General features: G+C 71.4%; 22 protein-coding genes, 1 tRNA gene and 1 pseudogene. 13 read left to right on the top strand and 11 right to left on the bottom strand.

What is annotated here, in order from left to right; genetic code table 11:
- Positions 1-135 precede the first annotated feature (135 nt).
- Entirely contained in the window at positions 136-810 is a 675-nt protein-coding gene (locus ACZ42X_RS11135) for a Crp/Fnr family transcriptional regulator (protein WP_010473292.1), read from the top strand.
- Positions 811-885: 75 nt separating this feature from the next.
- Here ACZ42X_RS11135 and ACZ42X_RS11130 read toward each other — a convergent pair whose 3' ends face one another.
- The 4 genes from ACZ42X_RS11130 to ACZ42X_RS11115 all read right to left on the bottom strand — a co-directional run bounded on the left by ACZ42X_RS11130 (position 886) and on the right by ACZ42X_RS11115 (position 3,477).
- A complete protein-coding gene (locus tag ACZ42X_RS11130; protein WP_468286976.1) occupies positions 886-1,716 on the bottom strand; it encodes an MBL fold metallo-hydrolase in 831 nt (276 codons plus the stop codon).
- Positions 1,713-2,624 (bottom strand): NUDIX hydrolase, encoded by a 912-nt coding sequence (locus ACZ42X_RS11125; RefSeq protein ID WP_468286973.1) that lies wholly within the window; start codon positions 2,622-2,624, stop codon positions 1,713-1,715. The genes ACZ42X_RS11130 and ACZ42X_RS11125 overlap by 4 nt, the downstream gene beginning before the upstream one ends.
- Positions 2,625-2,851: 227 nt before the next feature.
- Positions 2,852-3,322 carry a RidA family protein gene (locus tag ACZ42X_RS11120; RefSeq protein WP_355361738.1) on the bottom strand — a complete coding sequence of 157 codons (471 nt, stop codon included), beginning with the start codon at positions 3,320-3,322 and terminating at the stop codon, positions 2,852-2,854.
- A complete protein-coding gene (locus ACZ42X_RS11115; RefSeq protein WP_003967454.1) occupies positions 3,319-3,477 on the bottom strand; it encodes a DUF4177 domain-containing protein in 159 nt (52 codons plus the stop codon). The genes ACZ42X_RS11120 and ACZ42X_RS11115 overlap by 4 nt, the downstream gene beginning before the upstream one ends.
- Positions 3,478-3,567: 90 nt before the next feature.
- On the opposite strand from ACZ42X_RS11115, the gene bagA reads away from it, so the two are divergent.
- Positions 3,568-4,533: an ATPase BagA gene (bagA, locus tag ACZ42X_RS11110; RefSeq protein WP_361426023.1), complete on the top strand. Its 966-nt coding sequence runs from the start codon at positions 3,568-3,570 to the stop codon at positions 4,531-4,533.
- Positions 4,530-5,879 carry an ATPase BagB gene (gene bagB / locus ACZ42X_RS11105; RefSeq protein ID WP_468286968.1) on the top strand — a complete coding sequence of 450 codons (1,350 nt, stop codon included), beginning with the start codon at positions 4,530-4,532 and terminating at the stop codon, positions 5,877-5,879. Before bagA ends, bagB begins: the two co-directional genes overlap by 4 nt.
- Positions 5,880-6,028: 149 nt before the next feature.
- On the opposite strand, the gene ACZ42X_RS11100 is transcribed toward bagB, so the two are convergent.
- The gene (locus ACZ42X_RS11100; RefSeq protein ID WP_355361744.1) at positions 6,029-6,373 is read right to left on the bottom strand and encodes a WhiB family transcriptional regulator; all 345 of its coding nucleotides are present in this window, start codon (positions 6,371-6,373) and stop codon (positions 6,029-6,031) included.
- A 417-nt stretch (positions 6,374-6,790) separates the two neighbouring features.
- On the opposite strand from ACZ42X_RS11100, the gene ACZ42X_RS11095 reads away from it, so the two are divergent.
- Positions 6,791-9,037: a transglycosylase domain-containing protein gene (locus tag ACZ42X_RS11095; protein ID WP_468286964.1), complete on the top strand. Its 2,247-nt coding sequence runs from the start codon at positions 6,791-6,793 to the stop codon at positions 9,035-9,037.
- A gap of 161 nt (positions 9,038-9,198) precedes the next feature.
- On the opposite strand, the gene ACZ42X_RS11090 is transcribed toward ACZ42X_RS11095, so the two are convergent.
- The gene (locus ACZ42X_RS11090) at positions 9,199-9,663 is read right to left on the bottom strand and encodes a GatB/YqeY domain-containing protein (protein ID WP_468286961.1); all 465 of its coding nucleotides are present in this window, start codon (positions 9,661-9,663) and stop codon (positions 9,199-9,201) included.
- Between the two features lie 77 nt (positions 9,664-9,740).
- Between ACZ42X_RS11090 and ACZ42X_RS11085 the strand changes: the two genes are divergently transcribed.
- From ACZ42X_RS11085 to ACZ42X_RS11075, 3 genes are all read left to right on the top strand, one after another.
- Complete coding sequence (locus ACZ42X_RS11085) at positions 9,741-10,679, top strand: metallophosphoesterase (protein ID WP_361426036.1); 939 nt, start codon at positions 9,741-9,743, stop codon at positions 10,677-10,679.
- 167 nt (positions 10,680-10,846) lie between these two features.
- Positions 10,847-11,587 (top strand): Pr6Pr family membrane protein, encoded by a 741-nt coding sequence (locus tag ACZ42X_RS11080; protein ID WP_468286958.1) that lies wholly within the window; start codon positions 10,847-10,849, stop codon positions 11,585-11,587.
- A gap of 28 nt (positions 11,588-11,615) precedes the next feature.
- Positions 11,616-11,689: transfer RNA gene (locus ACZ42X_RS11075), tRNA-Pro, on the top strand.
- Between the two features lie 79 nt (positions 11,690-11,768).
- Here ACZ42X_RS11075 and ACZ42X_RS11070 read toward each other — a convergent pair.
- Together ACZ42X_RS11070 and ACZ42X_RS11065 are read right to left on the bottom strand one after the other, a co-directional pair.
- Positions 11,769-12,562: pseudogene (locus ACZ42X_RS11070) on the bottom strand (site-specific integrase).
- Complete coding sequence (locus ACZ42X_RS11065; RefSeq protein ID WP_468286955.1) at positions 12,562-12,744, bottom strand: helix-turn-helix transcriptional regulator; 183 nt, start codon at positions 12,742-12,744, stop codon at positions 12,562-12,564. Before ACZ42X_RS11065 ends, ACZ42X_RS11070 begins: the two are co-directional and overlap by 1 nt.
- 188 nt (positions 12,745-12,932) lie before the next feature.
- On the opposite strand from ACZ42X_RS11065, the gene ACZ42X_RS11060 reads away from it, so the two are divergent.
- From ACZ42X_RS11060 to ACZ42X_RS11035, 6 genes are all read left to right on the top strand, one after another.
- Positions 12,933-13,619 carry a GIY-YIG nuclease family protein gene (locus tag ACZ42X_RS11060; RefSeq protein WP_468286953.1) on the top strand — a complete coding sequence of 229 codons (687 nt, stop codon included), beginning with the start codon at positions 12,933-12,935 and terminating at the stop codon, positions 13,617-13,619.
- A gap of 693 nt (positions 13,620-14,312) precedes the next feature.
- Positions 14,313-14,495 carry a hypothetical protein gene (locus tag ACZ42X_RS11055; RefSeq protein WP_468286950.1) on the top strand — a complete coding sequence of 61 codons (183 nt, stop codon included), beginning with the start codon at positions 14,313-14,315 and terminating at the stop codon, positions 14,493-14,495.
- 41 nt (positions 14,496-14,536) lie between these two features.
- Positions 14,537-14,992 (top strand): hypothetical protein, encoded by a 456-nt coding sequence (locus tag ACZ42X_RS11050; RefSeq protein WP_468286947.1) that lies wholly within the window; start codon positions 14,537-14,539, stop codon positions 14,990-14,992.
- 306 nt (positions 14,993-15,298) lie between these two features.
- Positions 15,299-15,655, top strand: a complete 357-nt coding sequence (locus tag ACZ42X_RS11045; protein ID WP_468286944.1) for a DUF7144 family membrane protein — start codon at positions 15,299-15,301, stop codon at positions 15,653-15,655.
- A gap of 49 nt (positions 15,656-15,704) precedes the next feature.
- Positions 15,705-17,516 (top strand): S9 family peptidase, encoded by a 1,812-nt coding sequence (locus ACZ42X_RS11040; RefSeq protein ID WP_468286941.1) that lies wholly within the window; start codon positions 15,705-15,707, stop codon positions 17,514-17,516.
- A gap of 228 nt (positions 17,517-17,744) precedes the next feature.
- Positions 17,745-18,596 (top strand): SURF1 family protein, encoded by an 852-nt coding sequence (locus ACZ42X_RS11035; RefSeq protein ID WP_468286938.1) that lies wholly within the window; start codon positions 17,745-17,747, stop codon positions 18,594-18,596.
- A 39-nt stretch (positions 18,597-18,635) separates the two neighbouring features.
- Here ACZ42X_RS11035 and ACZ42X_RS11030 read toward each other — a convergent pair whose 3' ends face one another.
- From ACZ42X_RS11030 to ACZ42X_RS11020, 3 genes are all read right to left on the bottom strand, one after another.
- Positions 18,636-19,835 carry a hypothetical protein gene (locus tag ACZ42X_RS11030; protein ID WP_468286935.1) on the bottom strand — a complete coding sequence of 400 codons (1,200 nt, stop codon included), beginning with the start codon at positions 19,833-19,835 and terminating at the stop codon, positions 18,636-18,638.
- Positions 19,832-20,575 (bottom strand): SigE family RNA polymerase sigma factor, encoded by a 744-nt coding sequence (locus ACZ42X_RS11025; RefSeq protein ID WP_468286932.1) that lies wholly within the window; start codon positions 20,573-20,575, stop codon positions 19,832-19,834. The genes ACZ42X_RS11030 and ACZ42X_RS11025 overlap by 4 nt, the downstream gene beginning before the upstream one ends.
- A 277-nt stretch (positions 20,576-20,852) precedes the next feature.
- Positions 20,853-21,911 (bottom strand): aspartate-semialdehyde dehydrogenase, encoded by a 1,059-nt coding sequence (locus ACZ42X_RS11020; protein WP_468286930.1) that lies wholly within the window; start codon positions 21,909-21,911, stop codon positions 20,853-20,855.
- Positions 21,912-21,916: the final 5 nt, after the last annotated feature.

The following is a 21,916-nucleotide window of genomic DNA, read 5'->3' as shown; positions in this document are numbered from 1 at the left end:
CCCAATCGGGGCCCTGCCGCACGGACACGCGTACCAGTGCGTCAAACTTGTTGTGATTGATCGCACTGTTTTACCGTCCGGCATCATGGGACCCACACCCAACGTCCCTGAGCAGGTCGACATAGGAGAGAACTCGTGGACGACGTTCTGCGGCGCGCCCCGCTCTTCGCGGCGCTCGATGACGAGCAGGCCGCGGAGCTCCGCGCCTCGATGAGTGAGGTGACGCTCGCCCGTGGCGACGCGCTCTTCCACGAAGGCGACCCGGGCGATCGGCTCTACGTGGTCACCGAGGGCAAGGTGAAGCTGCACCGCACCTCCCCCGACGGGCGCGAGAACATGCTCGCCGTCCTGGGCCCCGGCGAGCTGATCGGCGAGCTGTCCCTCTTCGACCCGGGCCCGCGCACCGCCACCGCCACCGCGCTGACCGAGGTCAAGCTCCTCGGCCTGGGCCACGGCGACCTCCAGCCCTGGCTGAACGCCCGCCCCGAGGTGGCCAGCGCCCTGCTGCGCGCCGTCGCGCGGCGCCTGCGCAAGACCAACGACCAGATGTCGGACCTGGTCTTCTCCGACGTGCCGGGCCGCGTCGCCCGCGCGCTCCTGGACCTGTCGCGCCGCTTCGGCGTGCAGTCCGAGGAGGGTATCCACGTCGTGCACGACCTCACCCAGGAGGAGCTGGCCCAGCTCGTCGGCGCCTCCCGCGAGACGGTCAACAAGGCCCTCGCCGACTTCGCCGGCCGCGGCTGGCTCCGTCTGGAGGCCCGCGCCGTGATCCTGCTGGACGTGGAGCGGCTGGCGAAGCGCTCGCGCTGACCCGCGCCGGTACCCCGTTCGTACGAAGGGCCGCCCCGCGATCCGCGGAGCGGCCCTTCGTACGTCCCGGCGGGCTCAGATCAGGCCGTGCTCGCTCAGGTACTCCAGCTGCGCCCGTACCGACAGCTCGGCCGCGGGCCACAGCGAACGGTCCACGTCCGCGTACACGTGCGCCACGACCTCCGGCGCGGTCCGGTAGCCGTTCTCGACGGCCGTCTCCACCTGGGCGAGCCGGCTCGCGCGGTGGGCCAGGTAGTACTCGACCGCGCCCTGGGCGTCCTCCAGCACCGGCCCGTGCCCCGGCAGCACCGTGTGGACCCCGTCGTCGACCGTCAGCGAGCGCAGCCGCCGCAGCGAGTCCAGGTAATCGCCGAGACGGCCGTCCGGGTGCGCCACCATCGTCGTACCGCGGCCCAGGATGGTGTCCCCGGTCAGTACGGCGCGATCGGCCGGGAGGTGGAAGCTGAGCGAGTCGGCGGTGTGCCCGGGCGTCGGTACGACGCGCAGTTCCAGGCCCCCGACCTCGATCAGCTGCCCCGCCCGTAGCCCCTCGTCGCCGAGGCGCAGCGCCGGGTCCAGGGCCCGTACCGGCGTCCCGGTCAGCTCGGCGAAGCGTGCGGCGCCCTCCGCGTGGTCGGCGTGGCCGTGCGTGAGGAGCGTGAGCGCGACGCGCTTGCCCAGCCGCTCGGCGGTCTCGACGACCCGGGACAGGTGGCCGTCGTCGAGCGGCCCGGGGTCGACGACCACGGCGAGCGCGGAGTCCGGCTCGGAAAGGATCCAGGTGTTCGTGCCGTCGAGGGTCATGGCGGACGGGTTGGGCGCGAGCACGTTGACGGCGCGTCGGGTGGCGGGGCCGGAGATCACGGCTCCGCGCGGCTGTCCGGGAAGCGCGGCGGCGTCGGTCATGCGGAAGGCCCCCCTGTCGGCAGCTGCGAGGACACCCGCTTGGTGAACTCGTCGTGGCCCGGCCAGCTCAGGATCACCTGGTCGCCCTCCAGGCGCGCCTCGGCCAGTACGGGGGTGAGGTCCTGGTCCCGTGCCGCGGCCAGGGCGGCGGCGGGCGTGGTGGCGTACCGCGCGAGGGCGCGCAGGGTGGCGATCGTCGGGGGCATCATCAGCAGCTCGCCCCGGTCGTACCCGGCCGCCGCCTCCGCCGGGCGGATCCACACCGTGCGGTCGGCCTCGGTGGAGGCGTTCCGGGTGCGCTGGCCCTCGGGCAGGGCGGCCACGAAGAACCAGGTGTCGTAGCGGCGGGGCTCGAACTCCGGGGTGATCCAGCGCGCCCACGCCCCGAGGAGGTCGGAGCGGAGCACCAGCCCGCGCCGGTCGAGGAACTCCGCGAAGGCCAGCTCCCGGGCCACGAGGGCCGCCCGGTCGGCCTCCCAGTCGTCGCCCGTGGTGTCGGCGACGACGGAGTCCGCCGTCGGCCCGGCGAGCAGGACGCCCGCTTCCTCGTACGTCTCGCGCACCGCCGCGCAGACGACGGCCTGCGCCTCGGCGGGGTCCGCGACCCCGAGGCGGGCCGCCCAGTCGGCGGGGGAAGGGCCCGCCCAGCGCACGGGGGTCCGGTCGCGGGGGTCGACTCCGCCGCCCGGGTACGCGTACGCGCCGCCTGCGAACGCCATGGAGGTGCGCCGGCGCAGCATGTGGACCTGCGTGCCCTGGGTGTTCTCGGCGCCTTCGGGGGCCTCGGCGGCGTCGCGCAGGAGCATGACGGTCGCGGCCCGCCGCGGGGGCACCACCTCGAGGGAGCCGTCGGCGAGCGCGCGGATCCGATCGGGCCACTCGGGTGGGTACCACTGACCATTGGACATGGCCGGATGCTATGCGCATCCGGCCCGATGTTCGAGAGGGACCCGGCAGCCCGGAAACCCGCCGCCTCCGGTCCGGTCCCGGACGGGGTCAGTCCCAGACGGTCGGTCCCGCACCGTCAGTCCTCGACGGCCAGTCCCGGACGGTCGGTCCAAGACGGTCGGTCCAAGACGGTCGGTCCCAGACCGGTCAACCCAGACCGTCAGCCCAGACCGGTCAGTCCAGACCGTCAGTCCTGGACGAGCTCGACCTGGATCTCGACCTCGACCGGCGCGTCCAGCGGCAGCACCGCGACGCCCACCGCGCTGCGCGCGTGCACGCCCTTGTCGCCGAGCACCTCGCCCAGCAGCTCGCTCGCGCCGTTGAGCACGGCCGGCTGCCCGGTGAAGTCCGGCGCGGAGGCGACGAAGCCGACGACCTTCACGACGCGCGCGATGCGGTCCAGGTCCCCGGCGACCGACTTGACGGCCGCCAGCGCGTTCAGCGCGCAGATGCGCGCGAGTTCCTTGGCCTCCTCGGGCGTGACCTCGCCGCCCACCTTGCCGGTGACCGGAAGCTTGCCCTCCACCATCGGGAGCTGGCCCGCGGTGTACACGTACACGCCCGACTGGACGGCCGGCTGGTACGCCGCCAGCGGCGGTACGACCTGCGGCAGCGTCAGGCCGAGCTCGGCCAGCGTCGCCTCGACCCGGCCGGTCACGCCTTCTCCCGCTTCAAGTACGCCACGAGCTGCTCGGGGTTGTTCGGTCCCGGCACGACCTGGACGAGCTCCCAGCCGTCCTCGCCCCAGGTGTCCAGGATCTGCTTGGTCGCGTGCACGAGAAGCGGCACAGTCGCGTATTCCCACTTGGTCATGGTGCCGACTGTAGCCGCTGCCACCGACGGCGACGCCGCCAAGGGCAGCCTCCTGCTAGCCGTGCCGGGGCACTGGTTAGGCTCGAAGGCGTGAGCAGGCTCCAGGTCGTCAGCGGCAAGGGCGGTACCGGTAAGACGACGGTCGCCGCCGCCCTCGCGCTCGCCCTCGCGACCGAGGGCAAGCGGACCCTCCTCGTGGAGGTCGAAGGCAGACAGGGCATCGCACAACTCTTCGAAACGGAGGCGCTTCCGTACGAGGAGCGCAAGATCGCCGTCGCGCCGGGCGGCGGCGAGGTGTACGCGCTGGCCATAGACGCCGAGCGCGCCCTCCTCGACTACCTCCAGATGTTCTACAAACTCGGCTCGGCCGGGCGGGCGCTGAAGAAGCTCGGCGCCATCGACTTCGCGACCACCATCGCCCCCGGCGTACGCGACGTCCTGTTGACGGGCAAGGCGTGCGAGGCGGTACGCCGCCGGGAGAAGCACGGCGGGTTCACGTACGACTACGTCGTCATGGACGCCCCGCCGACCGGCCGCATCACCCGGTTCCTGAACGTCAACGACGAGGTGGCCGGTCTCGCGCGCATCGGCCCGATACACAACCAGGCGCAGGCCGTGATGCGGGTGCTGAAGTCCCCGGAGACGGCCGTGCACCTGGTGACCCTGCTGGAGGAGATGCCCGTCCAGGAGACCGCGGACGGCATCGCCGAGCTGCGCGACGCCTCGCTCCCGGTCGGCAACGTCATCGTCAACATGGTCCGGCCGCACGTGCTGGACGAGCACGCGGTACGGGCGGCCGCCGGCGACCACCGCAAGGACATCGCCAAGGCGCTCGCCGCGGCGGGTGTGAAGGCCCCGGCCCGGCTGGTCACCCCGCTCCTCGACCAGGCCGCCGAGCACGCGCGCCGGGTGGAGCTGGAGCGGGAGCAGCGCGAGGTACTGGCGAAGCTTCAGGTCCCGACGTACGAACTGCCCTTCCTGGGGGAGGGCGCCGACATCGCGGGGCTGTACCGGCTGGCCAAGGACGTACGCGAGCAGCTTGGGGGGACCGCATGACTCCGAACCAGGCCCGAGCCCTGGACCCGGCCCCGGCCCTGGAGGTCGATCCGCTCCTCGACGACCCGGCGACCCGCATCATCGTGTGCTGCGGCGCGGGCGGCGTCGGCAAGACGACGACCGCGGCGGCCCTGGGCGTACGGGCGGCGGAGCGGGGCCGCAAGGTGGTGGTGCTGACCATCGACCCGGCCCGCCGGCTCGCCCAGTCGATGGGCATCGACCAGCTGGACAACGTCCCGCGGCGCGTCGACGGCATCGGAGGCGGCGGCCAGCTGCACGCGATGATGCTGGACATGAAGCGCACCTTCGACGAGATCGTCGAGGCGCACGCGGACCCGGAGCGGGCCCGCGCGATTCTGGGCAACCCCTTCTACCAGTCCCTGTCGGCCGGTTTCGCGGGCACGCAGGAGTACATGGCGATGGAGAAGCTGGGCCAGCTGCGGGCGCGCGACGAGTGGGACCTGATCGTGGTCGACACGCCGCCGTCCCGCTCGGCGCTGGACTTCCTGGACGCGCCGAAGCGGCTCGGGTCGTTCCTGGACGGGACGTTCATCAAGCTGCTGATGGCGCCCGCGAAGGTGGGCGGCCGGGCCGGGATGAAGTTCCTGAACGTCGGCATGTCGATGATGACGGGGACCCTCGGCAAGCTGCTCGGTGGCCAGCTGCTGCGCGACGTGCAGACCTTCGTGGCGGCGATGGACACGATGTTCGGCGGGTTCCGTACGCGCGCGGACGCCACGTACCGGCTGCTCCAGGCGCCGGGCACGGCCTTCCTGGTGGTGGCCGCGCCCGAGCGGGACGCACTGCGCGAGGCGGCGTACTTCGTGGAGCGGCTGGCGGCGGAGGAGATGCCGCTGGCCGGTCTGGTCCTCAACCGGGTCCACGGGAGCGGCGCCGCACGGCTGTCGGCCGAGCGGGCGCTGGCGGCGGCGGAGGTCCTGGACGGGGAGCATGCGGAAAATCTTGACGAGAGCCGCATTGTGGATCAGGGCGACGGGAAGACTGGTGTTCGTGGCGGCCACGACGACAGCCCGTCGGAGGCCACCTCTCCCGAGCCGCCCCCCGCATCACCCATCAGCGATGCCCTTGTCGAGGTCTCGCCCGCCGTCGCCCAGGTGACGGCCGGTCTGCTCCGCCTGCACGCCGAGCGCATGCAGGTGCTCGCACGCGAGCGCCGCACGCGTGACCGCTTCGCCGCGCTCCACCCTGAGGTGGCGGTGGCGGAAGTGGCCGCTCTGCCCGGCGACGTACACGACCTCGCCGGTCTTCGCGCCATCGGTGACCGGCTGGCGACGGCGAACCCGGACAGGGACGCGACCGGGGGCACGACCGGGGGCACGCGCTAACGGCGGCGGGCCCTCGCCGGAGCCGGGCCCTGACCCTCGCCTGAGCCGGGCCCTGGCCCGAGTCGGGCCCTTGCTGGAGTGGGGCATTGCCGGAGGGGCTTCGCCGGAGCCGGGGAGCCAGGGCCTCGCCGGAGCCGGGCTGTCGGCGGCTACCCCACGGCGGCGTACGACTCGTACGTCTCGTCGTCGTTCAGCGCGACGGGCAGGATGCCCGCGCTGCGCTCGTACTCCGTGCGCGCGGTCTCCAGGAGCCGGCGCCACGAGGTGACGGTCGGGCGCCGACGCAGCAGCGCGCGCCGCTCACGCTCCGTCATACCGCCCCACACGCCGAACTCGACGCGGTTGTCCAGCGCGTCGGCCAGGCACTCGGTCCGCACCGGACATCCGGTGCACACCGCCTTGGCCCTGTTCTGCGCCGCTCCCTGCACGAAAAGTTCATCCGGATCGGTAGTGCGGCAGGCCGCCTGCGCACTCCAGTCAGCTACCCAGCCCATACCGGCGCCGTCCTCTCCCGAATCGAGGCTCCCCCACGGCGGCGAGCGGCATATTCACCGCCGCCAGTTGAGGACGTTACGGAAGGTGGACACAGCGCAACACCCCCTTCGGGCCCAATCTTGAATGGCCCGAACGGACTATGCGTACGCGGCAGATCACCCAGGGGAGTGACCCGTGGACATATCCCCCTCATCCCCTACAACATGACATGTCCGATGATCAACAACGGGCGTCCGCTGACGCATGCGGCGGAAACGGACACCGCCCGGCGAGGGCGGCCGGAGGGCACGAAGAGAGGGGCGGTACAGGCTCCTTCGGTGGTCGGGCCGAAAGATCCGCGACTGCTGTGACAGTTGTGACCAGCTTAGGCCAAGGCATATACGCGTGTCCGGCGAATGAGAACGTAGGCTGCTGCCATGCCAAAGAAGCGCTCGGGCGGAGGCCTGACCGGCACCCAGCAGGCCGCCAAGTTCCTCGGTGTCAGCGTGCTCTCCGGAGCCGTACTGGCGGGCATCGCCCTGCCCGCCGCCGGCGTGCTGGGCCTCGCGGCGAAGGGGACGGTCCAGGGATTCGACGAGATCCCGGCCGACCTGAAGCGGCCGCCACTGAGCCAGCGCACCACGATCCTCGACTCCGAGGGTGGCCAGATCGCCACCGTCTACTCCCGCGACCGCACGGTCGTGGACCTCAAGGACATCTCCCCGTACATGCAGAAGGCGATCGTCGCCATCGAGGACTCGCGCTTCTACGAGCACGGCGCCATCGACCTCAAGGGCGTGCTGCGCGCGCTCAACCGCAACGCCCAGTCGGGCGGTGTGGCGCAGGGCGCCTCGACGCTGACGCAGCAGTACGTGAAGAACGTCTTCGTGGAGGAGGCCGGCGACGACCCCGACAAGGTCGCGCAGGCCACGCAGCAGACGCTCGGCCGCAAGATCCAGGAGCTGAAGTACGCGATCCAGGTGGAGGAGGAGCTCGGGAAGAAGAAGATCCTCGAGAACTACCTCAACATCACCTTCTTCGGGCAGCAGGCGTACGGCGTCGAGGCCGCGGCCAAGCGCTACTTCTCCAAGTCCGCCAAGGACCTGAACCTGGAGGAGGCCGCGATGCTGGCCGGCCTCGTCCAGTCGCCGAGCCGCTACGACCCCGTCAACGACGTGGAGGAGGCGACCAAGCGCCGCAACATCGTGCTGCAGCGCATGGCGGCCGTCGGTGACATCAGCCAGGCGGAGGCCGACCGCGCGAAGGCCACCCCGATCCAGCTGAAGGTCAGCAAGCCGAAGAACGGCTGCATCACCGCCGTCGACGGCGCGGGCTTCTTCTGCGACTACGTCCGCGAGGCCTTCCTCTCCAGTCCTGTCTTCGGGAAGGACCGGGAGGAGCGCAACAAGATCTGGAACCGCGGCGGTCTGACGATCCGCACGACGCTCGACCCGCAGGCGCAGAAGGCGACGCAGGCGTCGATAACGGAACACGTCTACCAGAGCGACAAGGTCGCGACGGCGGTGACGATGGTCCAGCCCGGCACCGGCAAGATCCTCGCGATGGGCCAGTCCAAGCCGTACGGCTTCGGCAAGGACGAGACGCAGATCAACTACTCGGTCGACCAGCGCATGGGCGGCTCGAACTACGGCTTCCCGGTCGGTTCGACGTTCAAGCCGTTCGTCGCGGCGGCGGCCATAGAGCAGGGCAGGCCGCCGACGCAGACGTACTCGGCGCCGTACGAGATGCCGTACCCGAGCTCGATCTCGACGTGCAGCGGCAAGCCGTGGGTCAACTACGGGGACAAGCAGCGGCTGGAGAACGAGAACGAGTCCGAGGTCGGCCCGTACGCGCTCCAGGAGGCGATGGCCAAGTCGGTCAACACGTACTTCGTGCAGATGATCGAGGACATCGGTCTGTGCCCGGTCGTCGAGATGACCGACAAGCTGGGCGTGGTCCAGGGCAACGGCAAGAAGCTGCCCGAGGAGCCGTCCCCGCTCACCCTCGGTTCCACCGGCATCTCGCCGCTGCGGATGGCGTCGGCGTACGCGGCCTTCGCCAACCGGGGCACGTACTGCACGCCGATCGCCATCGAGTCCATCAAGACGGCGGACGGCAAGAGCCTGAACGTGCCGAAGAGCGAGTGCAGCAAGGCCATGTCGGAGCGGACGGCCGACACGATCAACCACCTGCTGCGCGGAGTCGTCGACTCCGGTACGGGCCGGCAGGCCGGCCTCAGCGACCGCGACAACGCGGGTAAGACGGGTACGACGGACTACCGGAAGAACGCGTGGTTCGTCGGCTACACGCCGAATTTGAGCGGCGCGGTGTGGGTCGGCAGCGCCAGCCAGCAGGTGGAGATGGAGTACATCACCATCGGCGGGCAGTACCACGAGAAGGTCTTCGGCGGTCAGGTCCCCGGCCCCATCTGGAAGGACGCGATGTCGGGCGCGCTGGAGGGCAAGGACTCGCCGCCGTTCGTCCACGTCGACATCCCGGACCCGTCGCCGAAGCCCGACGGCAAGGGGAAGCCCAAGCCGGGCGACGACCCCAAGCCGGGCGGCGGAGGCCACTCGCCGTGGCCGGGCATCTCCATCCCGCCGGACCTGATCGGCGGCGGCAACGGACGCGGCGGCCAGGGGAACAACGGTGGCGGCAACGGCGGTTGGGACTGGGACCGCTGAGCCTGCCGGACCGTGCGCGAAAGGGGGCGCCCACCGGTGAAAACCGGTGGGCGCCCCCTTTTGGCTGTCGCTGCGCCCGCGCGGTGTGAGGGGCGGGCCCGTTGTGAGGCGCGGACCTCAGCCGGGGTTGGGCGGGGGCCAGCCCGGGTCGCGCGGGGAACTCAGCCGGCGAGCAGCTGCTTGACCACCGCGGCGACGCGGCCGCCCTCGGCGCGGCCGGCCACCTTCGGGTTCACGATCTTCATGACGGCGCCCATCGCGCGCGGGCCCTCGGCACCGGCGGCCTTGGCCTCGTCGATGGCCTGGGACACGATGGACCGGAGCTCGTCGTCGCTCAGCTGCTGCGGCAGGTAGGCGTCGAGGACGGCGCCCTCCGCCTTCTCGCGCTCGGCCTGCTCGGCGCGACCGCCCTGCGCGAAGGCCTCGGCGGCCTCGCGCCGCTTCTTCGCCTCCTTGGCGATCACCTTCTGCACCTCGTCGTCGGAGAGCTCGCGCTTCTCCTTGCCCGAGACCTCCTCCTTGGTGATGGCGGAGAGGGTGAGCCGGAGGGTCGAGGAGCGCAGCTCGTCGCGCTCCTTGATCGCGGCGTTGAGGTCTTCCTGCAGCTTGGACTTGAGCGTGGTCATGCGCACAAGTGTGGCAGGTGCGATGACCTGCACGCCCGCTGATTTCCGTGCGGTGCTCCGTCTGGGACGATGACCTCATGCGCGCGCGATACGGAGTCCCCCTGAAAGTCACCGCAGGAATCGCAGCGGTCGGCGCGGCCGGCCTGGTCTACGCCGCCGGCTTCGAGGCACGCTCGTTCCGGCTCCGCCGGGTCACCGTCCCCGTACTGCCACCCGGCACGCGCGACCTGCGGATCCTCCAGGTGTCCGACATCCACATGGTGAGCGGCCAGCGCAAGAAGCGTGCCTGGCTCCAGTCCCTGGCGGGGCTGCGCCCGGACCTCGTCGTGAACACCGGCGACAACCTCTCCGACCCCGAGGGCGTACCGGAGGTCCTGGACGCGCTCGGTCCGCTCCTCGAATTCCCCGGCGTGTACGTCTTCGGGTCCAACGACTACTACGGGCCCAAGCTGCGCAACCCGGCCCGCTACCTGTTCGAGAAGGCCCAGGGCCGCCACGGCCTCAACGGCAACGCGCCCGCCGTCGGCGCCGTGCACAACCCGTGGGAGGGGATGCGCGACGCCTTCGACGCGGCGGGCTGGCTGAACCTCACCAACACGCGCGGCCGCCTCAAGCTGGAGGGCCTGGAGCTGGCGTTCACGGGCCTGGACGACCCGCACATCAAGCGCGACCGGTACGACCTGGTCGCCGGCGGCCCGGAACCGGACGCGGACCTCTCCCTGGCGGTCGTGCACGCGCCGTACCTGCGCTCCCTGGACGCCTTCACCGCGGACGGCTACCCGCTGATCCTGGCGGGCCACACGCACGGCGGCCAGCTGTGCATCCCCTTCTACGGGGCACTGGTCACCAACTGTGACCTGGACACGGACCGTGTCAAGGGCCTCTCCACGCACCGCGCCGGGGGGAACACCGCGTACCTCCACGTCTCGGCGGGCTGCGGCACCAACCGGTACACGCCGGTGCGCTTCGCCTGTCCGCCGGAGGCGACGCTGCTGACGCTGACGGCGCGGGACTGAGCGGGGGCACTGGGGGTCCCGCCTGGTGCTGTTCAGGCCCCTGGCGGCGGGGGCCGACCGGGACCTCACGAGCCCCGCGCCGATCAAGGCCCCTATCCAGGCCCGCCGGGGACTGATCAGCACCACCTGCCCGGCCGGTGCTGATCAAGGCCCCCTACGGTGGAGGGATGACTGCCCCCTTTTCGACGCATGTGCCCGCATCGGCGGTCGTCCCTCCCGTCCGCCGCCCGTACGCGGCCGCCTTCCGCGCCCTGATCGCGCTGGCCGCGCTCACCGGAATCGCCATCGACCTGGCCCTCGGCAGTCCGGGCCGGGTGCTCAGCTACTTCACGATCCAGAGCAACCTGCTGGTCGCGGCGGTCTTCGCCGCGTCGGCCCACCGCGCCTGGTCGCGCCGCCGCCAGTCGCTGCCGCCGCTGGTCACGGGCGGCACGCTGCTCTTCATCACCATCACCGGCACCGTCTACCACCTGCTGCTGGCGGGCGACACGGCGCGCTTCTCGATGACGGACGGCGGCCCGTCGACCGCAACCGGCTGGCACCTCCTCGCCAACCACCTGCTCCACACGGTGACGCCGATCGCGGCGGCCCTCGACTGGCTGCTCCTCACCCGCCCCGGCGGCCTGCGCGCCCGCCACGCCACCCTGTGGCTCCTCTACCCCCTGGCGTACCTCGTCTTCGCCCTCACCCGCGGCGCCCTCCTCTCCCCCGGCACCCCGGCCCGCTACCCGTACCCCTTCCTCGACGTCGCCGCCCACGGCTACGCCGCCACCTTGACGGACGCGGCGATGCTGGGCCTGGCCTTCGCCGCGCTGGCCTTCGCACTGGTCGGCCTGGACCGGATCAGGCCCACGCCGCGGCTCCGCGAAAACCGGATTTCGTCTCCGGGCGCCGGTGGGCTAAAGTAAACGACGTCGCCGGGACACCGGACGACATCGGGGTGTAGCGCAGCTTGGCAGCGCGCTTCGTTCGGGACGAAGAGGTCGTGGGTTCAAATCCCGCCACCCCGACAGCTGAAACACAAGGTCCCCCGACTACTCACATGAGTGGTCGGGGGGCCTTGTTTCGTGTGCGTGTCTATCTGCGTGACTACCGCTCCGGATCTCGCTTGAAGATGCCGTCCATGACCACGGCCCCGGTCTGGATCACGGGGCGGATCTGCTTCCGGTAGACACCACATCCTTGGAGTGCCTGGCGGAAGGCCCGTCGTACGTCCGTGGCGTCGAGTGGCTTGCCCACTGCCGACGAGAAGACGAGCCTGTGTTCCTCCCACTTGTCGCCAGCAGCCAGCCGCTCCCAGCCCTGGTCCTCGAAGTTCTGCCACAGGACCTCGACGCAGCGCGCCGGCAGAGCGAGCGTGCGACAGGACTTACGGGTCTTGGTATCCCCACCGCGCCGGACCGAGCGCCACACTGGCTGGGCCCTCCAGGAGAACGTGGTCACAGGTCAGCGCCCGCAACTCCTCGGTACGTGGTGCGGTCAGGAGGGCAACGACGATGTAAGCGTGCATCGAGGTCCCGGGCAGCGGCCTTCAGCACCGCCTCAGCCTGGGCAAAGGTGAGCGCCTTGGAGGGACGTCCTGGCTGGCCTTGCGGTACGGAGTACAGCTCCACGACGTTGCGTTCACCTTGTCCCGTGCCATGGCCCGCTTGACCGAGCGATTCAGGCAGGAGTGAACCGCCTGAAGTATGCGCGTGCTGAGACTCTTGGCCTTGATCGCAAGCCAGCGGTCCACGTCCTCCGCACTCAGCAGCTTCCGGGCGCCCAGGCGCGCTTCACGATCCGCTTGCCACTCGGGTACCCGAGGCTCGCAGTGGCGATCCAGCGTGCCGCTTGTCGTCCCAGTGGAGGCCGCCGTCGCCTCGGCTGCGGCGCTGGGCCATCAGGCTGCCTCCTCAAAGCGGGATGCGAGGAACTCGCGCAGTCCGTCGGCGGGGATGCGGCGGCTGCGCCCGATCGTCAGCGGGGGGGGGAGGCGGCGAGTGCGGATCAGGTGGTAGACGGCGGTGCGGCCGATCTTCAGCCGGGCCATGACTTCGGGAACGGTCAGCAGCTCGTCACTCATCCCAGCCACCGCCGTCCAGCGCGTCGAGGTCCGCACGGATCTCTCGGGCGAACTGGCGGCCGTCTTGGATGTCCGGGGCGATGGTCTGGGCGAGCCACGATTCGCCGGGGGTGTGGCCAGCCCAAAGCCGCCCACCGACCTATGGCAATCGTCGTACAAGCCGTCACCGCGAGTGGCAACATGCCTACGTGGATTTTTCCGAACTCGCACAAATGAACACTGAGCCGACTCCGACTGCCGTAGGGGCATTCCTGGTCCAATATCTAGAATCGAATGGCCCGTCCAAAAGAGTCGACTTGCTGCTTGCTGTAGAAGCCGCCTGGAAAAGGGCGGCGGGGCGAGCAATGAAAACCTCGGCAACGGCAAAGGTCAAGAAAGCACTTCAACAGCTGGAGACGCAGGGCATCATTCGACCAACCGGCGCACATGGAATTTGGACACTTACCGAGTACACACCAACGAGCCCCGCCCCGACGAGTGAAACGCTAAGTAATGACGACTTCCAAGAGCAGGAGGACCAGGAGCTCCCTCCTGCAGAAGTAGAGGTTGGAAGCGGTAAGCAACTCGTATACGCATACTATCTCGACGTCTACCGAGAGCTGGCCGAGTCACGCGGAGAGCGGCGGTGGCCCATAAAAATCGGAATGACCACTGGACCCCTGGAAGCTCGAATGGCAACCCATCGAACAGCCTTGCCCGACATCCCCAAAATTGCGGCAATAATCAGGACCGATAATGCCGCTCTACTAGAAAGGGTTCTGCACGGCATCCTCACCTTGCGCGGACACCGTCACGATGAAACGGGCGGGTCTGAATGGTTTATCACGAATTCTCAGGAACTTAAGTCCATCTATGAATGGGTCACAGCCGGGTGACGGCTCTGCGCCTCGCCCATGCTCGCTAAGGACTCCGGCCGCGATGCGTGCTCGGCCGTGTCCCGCTCACCCCCCAGGCTGCTCTACAGCCCATGACATGAGCCGCGGCACGGCTGAGTGTCTCACTGCGTGACGACGTCAGCACACAGCGGCGGACAAGCGCGCACACTTATGGACCATCGCTGCAGGCGAGAAGCACACCAGCCCCAGGAAGAAAGCCCGCTCAACTTGCTTAGGGACGAAGAGGTCGTGGGTTCAAAACCCGCCACCCCGACAGTGAAGCACCAGTTCAGGGGCCTTTCCGCAAGAGCGGGTCGGGCCCGTGAGTGGTTTCGGGGATCCAGGAGGTGGCCTCGCCGGTTGACTGCAGGCAAGGACCTGGCTTGAGCAGTCCCCCAGGATCGGGAAGCCACATCGTTCCCCCAGAGCGTCGTGCGGATCTGGCCCAGCACCGGTCGCACTGCCAACCCGGTACGGATATCCGAGCGCGGTGATCGGCATCACCGACGCATGAACGTCGTCATCCTCCGATGGTCGCCCCGGAGCGCTGTCCTCCGGGTCCGTACGTTCCGTCATCCTCAGGGGTGGACCCCCAGTAGAGTCCAGTCCATGCCTAGGTTCGCCGAGTTCGATGCCTCGTCCCTCCGTCGTACCAGCTCAGTAGAGGGCGGATTTCCTTGGCGCGGTCAGACCGTGACCTTGATACGAGTCGACGCCAAGGGGATCGTCACCCAGGCGACCCGCATAACGGAGAAGCGGGCGATGCTGTCCCAGGCGGGTGCGAAGGACCTCGTGCTCGCCGCATGGCCTGGGCAGTGGTCTCAGGACGTCTTTCTGGTCGACGACCTCAAGGCCGCGCGCGAGCAGATGGGTTGAGCTGGTCCTTCCCAGCAGAAGCCCCGTACGGAGACACTGTGATGGACCAGGAGTCGCCGAGGAGCACGTTCAGTTTCGCTCCGCCCGTTGACGACGCCACCGCTTGGCACCTCCGGCTCGACGACCTTGCGGCCAGGCTTGTCGAAGCGTTTCCCGGGGCGTCCACCTCTTTGAGTGGAGGCCTCGGCCCGCGCTCCGCCGACGCATTGTCCTTTGAAGTGCCATTCGATAACGGGGTATGGCTGGAAGGGCTTGCCACGACACTCGTCCCCGGCATCGGCTCGGTCATGGTGATGCAAGCGTCCGCAGTCGAGGCCGCGACCTTCGCCGCCTGGCTGCGTGACTCGTTTGTCCCCTCTCCTGGTCTGGTCCACTTCACCAGCGAACTGGCGCTGAGCTACGGCGAGGAGACCTACGAGGTTCTTCCTGCCCACGGCAGCGTCGACGAGATCGCTCAGGTGCTCCAGGAGCACCTCGACTCCTCCCATCGCCCGTGAAACGAGGCGCGACCTATCGGCGCGCACCCCTCACCCGGTCGGACTCCCCCGGTCGACGCCGCCCCCCGCCCCCCGCAGGCTCGGAAGCTCAGGTGGTTACCGGAGGAGAGAGGGGCGGCCATGAGTCAGGCTGGCGGCGGGGCCGGCGGGGGGCACGCGGGCGCCGGGGGACACGCGGGGCACGGCGGGGCCGGGGGGCACGGGGAGCACGGGGGTGTCGGGGGGACCGAGCGGCATGCGTACGCGCGGCATGACGGGGTGCCGGGCGGGGGGACCGGGCGGGCGGGGTGGGGGTCCGCCGGGGCGATGTTCGCCGGGGTGTTGCTGCTGGTGGAGGGGGTGCTCGGGATGCTGCAGGGCATCGCGGGGATCGCCGAGGACGACGTGTACGGGCGGGTCGGCGAGTACGTCTTCGAGTTCAGCGTCAGCGCGTGGGGGTGGATCCACCTCGTCCTCGGGATCCTCGTCGCGCTCATCGGCGCCGGGATCCTCAGCGGGGCGGCGTGGGCCAAGGCGAGCGGTGTCGCACTGGCGTCGCTCGCCGTGATCGCGAACTTCGTCTGGTTGCCGTACCAGCCGGTCTGGGCCGTGGTCTCGATCGCGATCGGCGTCTTCGTCATCTGGGCGCTGTGCACGGAGGACACCCCGCCCGCCGTGCGCTGACGTCCGGGCACCGTGTCCCGCGCCCCGAGCCGTCGGGTTGGATAGGGGCATGACGGATGCACACGCCACGCCCGACTGGGAGCTGCGGTTCCGCGCCCCCCGCGTCTCCCTGCCCGACTGGGCCGAGGACGCCCCCGACCGTGCGCTGTTCGTGTCGAACGCGACCGGCACGTACGAGCTGTACGCCTGGGACCGCGCGACCGGAGCGCAGCGGCAGGTCACGGACCGCCCGAACGGCACCACCGACGGCGAGCTGTCGCCGGACGGGGCCTGGATCTGGTGGTTCGCCGACACCGACGGCGACGAGTTCGGCCGCTGGATGCGCCAGCCGTTCGAGGGCGGCGCCGACGAGCCGGCCGCGCCGGGGCTGGAGCCGTCGTACCCGGCCGGCCTGGCGATCGGGCGGGACGGCACGGCGGTGATCGGGTGCTCCACCGACGACGAGGGGACGACCATCCACGTCATACGGCCCGGCCGGCCGCCCGTGGAGATCTACCGGCACCGGGAGTCCGCCGGGGTCGGCGACCTGTCGCGCGACGGGACGCTCCTCGCGATCGAGCACACCGAGCACGGGGACGCCATGCACGCGGCGCTGCGCGTGGTCCGGCTGGACGGGTCGGTCGTGGCGGAGCTGGACGACACCAAGGGCGGTACGGAGGAGCTCGGGCTCGCGGTGCTGGGCTTCGCGCCGGTGGACGGGGACACCCGGCTGCTGGTCGGGCACCAGCGGCGCGGGCGCTGGGAGCCGATGCTGTGGGACGTGGCCACCGGGACCGAGACGGAGCTGGGGCTCGACCTGCCCGGCGACGTGTCGGCGGAGTGGTATCCGGACGGGTCCGGGCTGCTGATCGTGCACGGCTTCGAGGCGCGCAGCGATCTGTGGCGGTACGACATCGCGGCGCGCGAGCTGGTGCGGGTGGAGACCCCCGCCGGGTCGGTGTCGAGCGCGACGGCGCGGCCGGACGGGACGGTGGAGTACCTGTGGTCCTCCGCCGCGCACCCGCCGGCGGTGCGGTCCACGGCGGGCGGCGTCGTACTGGAGCCGCCCGGCCTGAAGGCACCCGCCTCCGTGCCGGTCGAGGACGTGTGGGTGGACGGGCCCGGCGGCCGCGTCCACGCGCTCGTGCAGCGCCCGGCGGGTGCCACGGGCCCGCTGCCGACGGTGTTCGAGGTCCACGGCGGTCCCGCGTGGCACGACAGCGACGCGTTCGCCGCGGCGCCCGCCGCCTGGCTGGACCACGGGTACGCGGTCGTCCGCGTCAACTACCGGGGCTCCACCGGCTACGGGCGCGAGTGGACGGACGCGCTGAAGCACCGCATCGGGCTGATCGAGCTGGAGGACATCGCGGCGGTCCGGGAGTGGGCGGTGGCCTCCGGCCTCGCCGACCCCGCGAAGCTGGTGCTGGCGGGCGGCTCCTGGGGCGGGTACCTCACGCTGCTGGGGCTCGGTACGCAGCCGGAGGCGTGGGCGCTGGGTCTGGCCGCCGTACCGGTGGCGGACTACGTCACGGCGTACGAGGACGAGATGGAGGCGCTGAAGGCGCTGGACCGCACGCTCTTCGGCGGGTCCCCGGAGGAGGTGCCGGAGCGGTACCGGGCGTCGTCGCCGCTGACGTACGTGGACGAGGTCCGGGCGCCGGTCTACGTCTCGGCGGGCGTCAACGACCCGCGCTGCCCCATCCGCCAGATCGACAACTACGTCGACCGGCTCGCGGCCCGGGGCGCGGTGCACGAGGTGTACCGGTACGACGCAGGGCACGGCTCGCTGGTGGTGGAGGAGCGGATCAAGCAGGTGCGGCTGGAGCTCGACTTCGCCGCGCGGCACCTGGGGGGTGTCTTGCCGATCAGGCCGGATCAGTGAGCGGCGTTTGGTGCATGGGGTCTCCCCAGGCCCCTTGGGGCCGAGGGGACGGCTCGCAAGGCGGAGGAGGGAGCCTCCCCCGTTGCCCGAAGGGCTACGGGGGCCATCGGCGACCGACGACAACGCGGCGAGGAACGGTGCCAGGCGTCGCGAGCCCGGCAAGATCGGCAAGACACCCCCCAGGTACCCCGCCGCCGGGGAGGTGAGGGGGTTCCGTACCGTGGAGGGGTGTACCGGTTCCTGACGACACCCCGCTGGTGGGGGATCAACATCTTCGTCCTGCTGGCGATCCCCTTCTGCGTCTTCATGGGGACCTGGCAGCTCGGCAGGTTCGAGGACCGCGTCGAGTCCCACCAGGAGGCGGAGCGGCGCCCCGACCCGGGCGCCGCGGCGCGGACCGCGGAGCCGCTGGACGAGCTGCTGCCGGTCACCCAGGAGACCTCGGGCCGCCACGCGACGGCGACCGGGCGGTACGGGCCCCAGTTCCTGGTGCCGGGGCGCGAGCTGGACGGCCGCACCGGTGCGTACGTGCTGACGCTGCTGCGTACGGACGGCGGCAAGACGCTGCCGGTGGTACGCGGCTGGCTCCCGGAGGGGCGTCAGGCCCCGGCGGCCCCGGCCGGCGAGGTCACGGTGACCGGCGCGCTCCAGGCGTCGGAGAACACCGGCACCAAGGGCGTGCGCGCGGCGGGCGGGCTGCCGGCGGGGCAGGTCGGCATGATCAGCGCGGCCTCGCTGGTGAACCTGGTGCCGGACGACGTGTACGACGCGTGGGTCACGCTGACGGAGTCGCCGGCGGGTCTGACGCCGGTGCCGGCGACGGCGGCGCAGGGCAGCGGGCTGGACCTGAAGGCGTTCCAGAACCTCGGCTACACGGGCGAGTGGTTCGCCTTCGTGGGCTTCGTGCTCTTCATGTGGTTCCGCCTGTTCCGTCGGGAGGCGGAGGCGGCGCGGGACGCGGCCCTCGGCCTCGCACCGGAGTCACCGGAATCACCGGGACCCGCACCGGCGCCGGGGTCGCCGGAATCACCGGAACCGCCGGAGACGGAGCAGGCCCCGGCGGCCCCGGCACGGGGCTGAGTCACCGGGGCCCGGCCCCACCGACAGGTGGACGAGCGGCTACTGCGCGACCCGCGCTGCCGTGTAGTACACCGTGCCCGCGCAGGCGTTCGGGATCGTGGCCTCGGCCGTCGGCGAGCCCGCGTCCGGGGTGTGGGTGATCGTGACGCTGCCGTCCGCCGGAGTGCCGTCCTCCGTGGCGAGCTGGGGCTCGGTGCCCTCCGGGGCCGTGCCGGTCGAGCCGTCCGAGCCGCTGGAGCCGGTCGAGGTCGCGCCCCCGTCGGCCGAGGGGCTCGGGTCCGGGGAGGGGCCGCCGTCCGGCGGCGTCGTCGGGCACGTCTCGCTCGGCACCCAGGCGAACCTCACCTCGTACGAACCCGAGGGCTTCAGCAGCAGCGGCCCGTCCGCCGGGCCCGAGGGGTCCGGAAGGCCGGTCGCCGCGTCGCCCGGCATGTGGCGGACGCGCGTGATCTTCGCGCTGTCGGCCGCGCCGCTCGTCCGGACGCCGATGGTCCCGTCACCGGGGATGGCGCAGTCGCCACCGGAGACGTTGGCGATGCGGAAGGTGCCGTACACCTTGCCCTCCGCGTCCGGCTCCCCGGCCTGTGCCGTGGCCACGGCCAGCTGGTCCGCCGCGCACACCGGTGTGCTCGGCGGCACGGAGTGGGTCGGGGGGACCTGCCCGCCGCCGACCGTGCCGTCCGCGGCGCCGGAGGCGGACTCCGGCGGCTTCTGCGCGTCGCCGCGGCCGCTGCCGCCGGGGCCGCCCGGGCCCTCGCCGCCGCCCGTGACACCGCCGCCGGGGCCGGCCTCGCCGCCCTCGCCGCCGGTCTCCTCGCCCGTGCCGCCCTGGGCGTCCTCGCCGTGCCCGGCGTTGACCGGGCGGTCGTCGGAGGTGCCGCCGGAGCTCGCCACGTGGACGAACGCGGGCACCGCCGTACCGAAGAGCAGCGCTGCGGCCGCCATGCCGACGAGGGCCTGCCGCTTGCGGGCCCGGCGCGCGGGCACCGCCTTGCGCAGGTGGTCGAGGGCTCCGTCGGAGGGCCGGAGGTCCCCCACCGCGCCCTGGAGCATCCGGCGCAGGGCCAGTTCGTCTTCGCCGAAACCATCCTGGGCGTCCAGGCCGCCCAGTCCATGCAGACCGCCCAGGCGGTCGCCGTCGTTCACAATTCCGTTCCCAGTCCGGTGGTCGTTCACGTGCAACGGTCCGTCCGGCCCGTACTGCTCGAACCCGTCCTCGCCCTTGTGCGGCTCGCTCATGCGTTGGCCTCCATGGCGACGCGCAGCGCCGCGATGCCGCGTGAGCCGTACGCCTTCACCGACCCGAGCGATATGCCCAGCGTCTCGGCGACCTGCGCCTCCGTCATGTCCGCGAAGTACCGCAGCACCAGTACCTCGCGCTGTCGGCGCTGCAGCCCGCGCATCGCCTTGATCAGCGCGTCACGCTCCAGCTGGTCGTACGCGCCCTCCTCGGCGCTCGCCATGTCGGGCATCGGCTTGGAGAGCAGCTTCAGCCCGAGTATGCGGCGGCGCAGGGCGGACCGGGACAGGTTGACCACGGTCTGCCGCAGGTACGCGAGGGTCTTCTCGGGGTCGCGTACGCGCCGGCGGGCCGAGTGGACGCGGATGAACGCCTCCTGGACGACGTCCTCGCAGGAGGCCGTGTCGTCCAGCAGCAGCGCGGCGAGACCCAGCAGCGACCGGTAGTGGGCGCGGTAGGTCTCGGTGAGGTGGTCGACGGTCGTCCCGGCCGCGGCGGTCGCGGTCGCGGCCGCACCCGGTACGCCGGCGGTGCCGGCGGCCTCGGCGGCGCCGCGGGGGGACGGTATGCGGGTGGTGCGCCTAGCTGCGGGCATGGGCGCGATCACCGGCATGCCGCCGGGCTGACGGCGCTGACGGGGCCGCCGGAGCGGCTGCGCCGGCCCGCCGCCGGGGCGCAGCGGGGCCACGGCCGCGCCGCGGAGCGGGACCGCCGCTGTGATGTCGAGTACCTGTGCCACGCCTGTTGGACACGCTGCCCCCCGTCAGGGTTGTACGCGCACGCCACCGGTTTTGACCGTGCGAACGGTGCGTCGATTGCCCTCATGCGTACTCGCTCTTCCCCTTTGCCCATTTCGCGCAGCGGCGCGTCAGGGGCGACCGCGTAGACGCTTCCCGCCCGACCACCGGTTGCAGCAAGGGGGAGAAGCATCGTCGAACATGCCATCGCCCCAGTTCAAGCGGTACGGTCCGAAGACTTGCTCACAGGGCGTTCACAGATCCTACAAAGAGTGCAGCTCAGCGCACCGACAATTCCGCGGCGATGACCTCCGCCACCTGAGCCGTGTTCAGCGCGGCACCCTTGCGGAGATTGTCGCCGCACACGAACAGCTCCAGGGCCCGGGGGTCGTCCAACGACCGCCGTACGCGCCCGACCCACGTGGGATCGGTGCCCACGACGTCGGCGGGGGTCGGGAAGTCCCCGGCGGCCGGGTCGTCGTACAGCACCACGCCCGGCGAGGTGGCGAGGATCTCGTGCGCCCGGGCGACGGTCACCTCGCGTTCGAAGCGCGCGTGGACGGAGACGGAGTGCGTGGTCACGACGGGTACGCGGACGCAGGTGGCCGTCACCCGCAGCTGCGGCAGGTCCAGGACCTTGCGCGTCTCGTCGCGCAGGCGCAGCTCCTCCGAGGACCAGCCGCCCTCCTGGAGCGACCCGGCCCAGGGCACCACGTTGAGCGCGAGCGGGGCGGGGAAGGGCCCGGTGTCGTCGCCGACGGCCCTGCGTACGTCGCCGGGGGTGGTCCCCAGCTCCGCGCCGGAGACACGGAGCGTCTGCGCGCGCAGGGTCTCGACGCCCGCGTGCCCGGCGCCGCTGGCGGCCTGGTAGGTGGAGACGACGAGCTCGTCGACGCCGAACTCGGCGTGCAGCGCGCCGACCGCCACGATGAGCGCCAGCGTGGTGTCGCCGGGGCAGGCGACGATCCCGCGCGGCCGTGCGCGTACGCGGTGCCGGTTGATCTCCGGGACCACCAGCGGGACGTCCGGGTCCGCCCGGAAGGCGGGCGAGGCGTCCACCACGACCGCGCCCTTGGCCGCGGCGACCGGCGCCCAGCGGGCGGCGATCTCCTCCGGCACCAGGAACAGCGCCACGTCGACGCCGTCCAGCGCCTCCTCGGCGAGTGCGAGGACCTCGGTCTCCTCCCCGCGCACGGCCAGCTTGCGGCCGGCCGAGCGGGGGGAGGCGACCAGGCGGATGTCGCCCCAGACGTCGGCGTGCTGCGACAGGATCTGGAGCATGACGGCGCCGACGGCCCCGGTCGCTCCGACGACCGCGAGCGTCGGCTTGCCGCTCATCGCGC

The organism is Streptomyces sp. NPDC030862, from assembly GCF_055571835.1.
The sequence above is the reverse complement of the archived record's forward strand: the minus strand, read 5'-3'. Positions and strand labels throughout refer to the sequence as shown.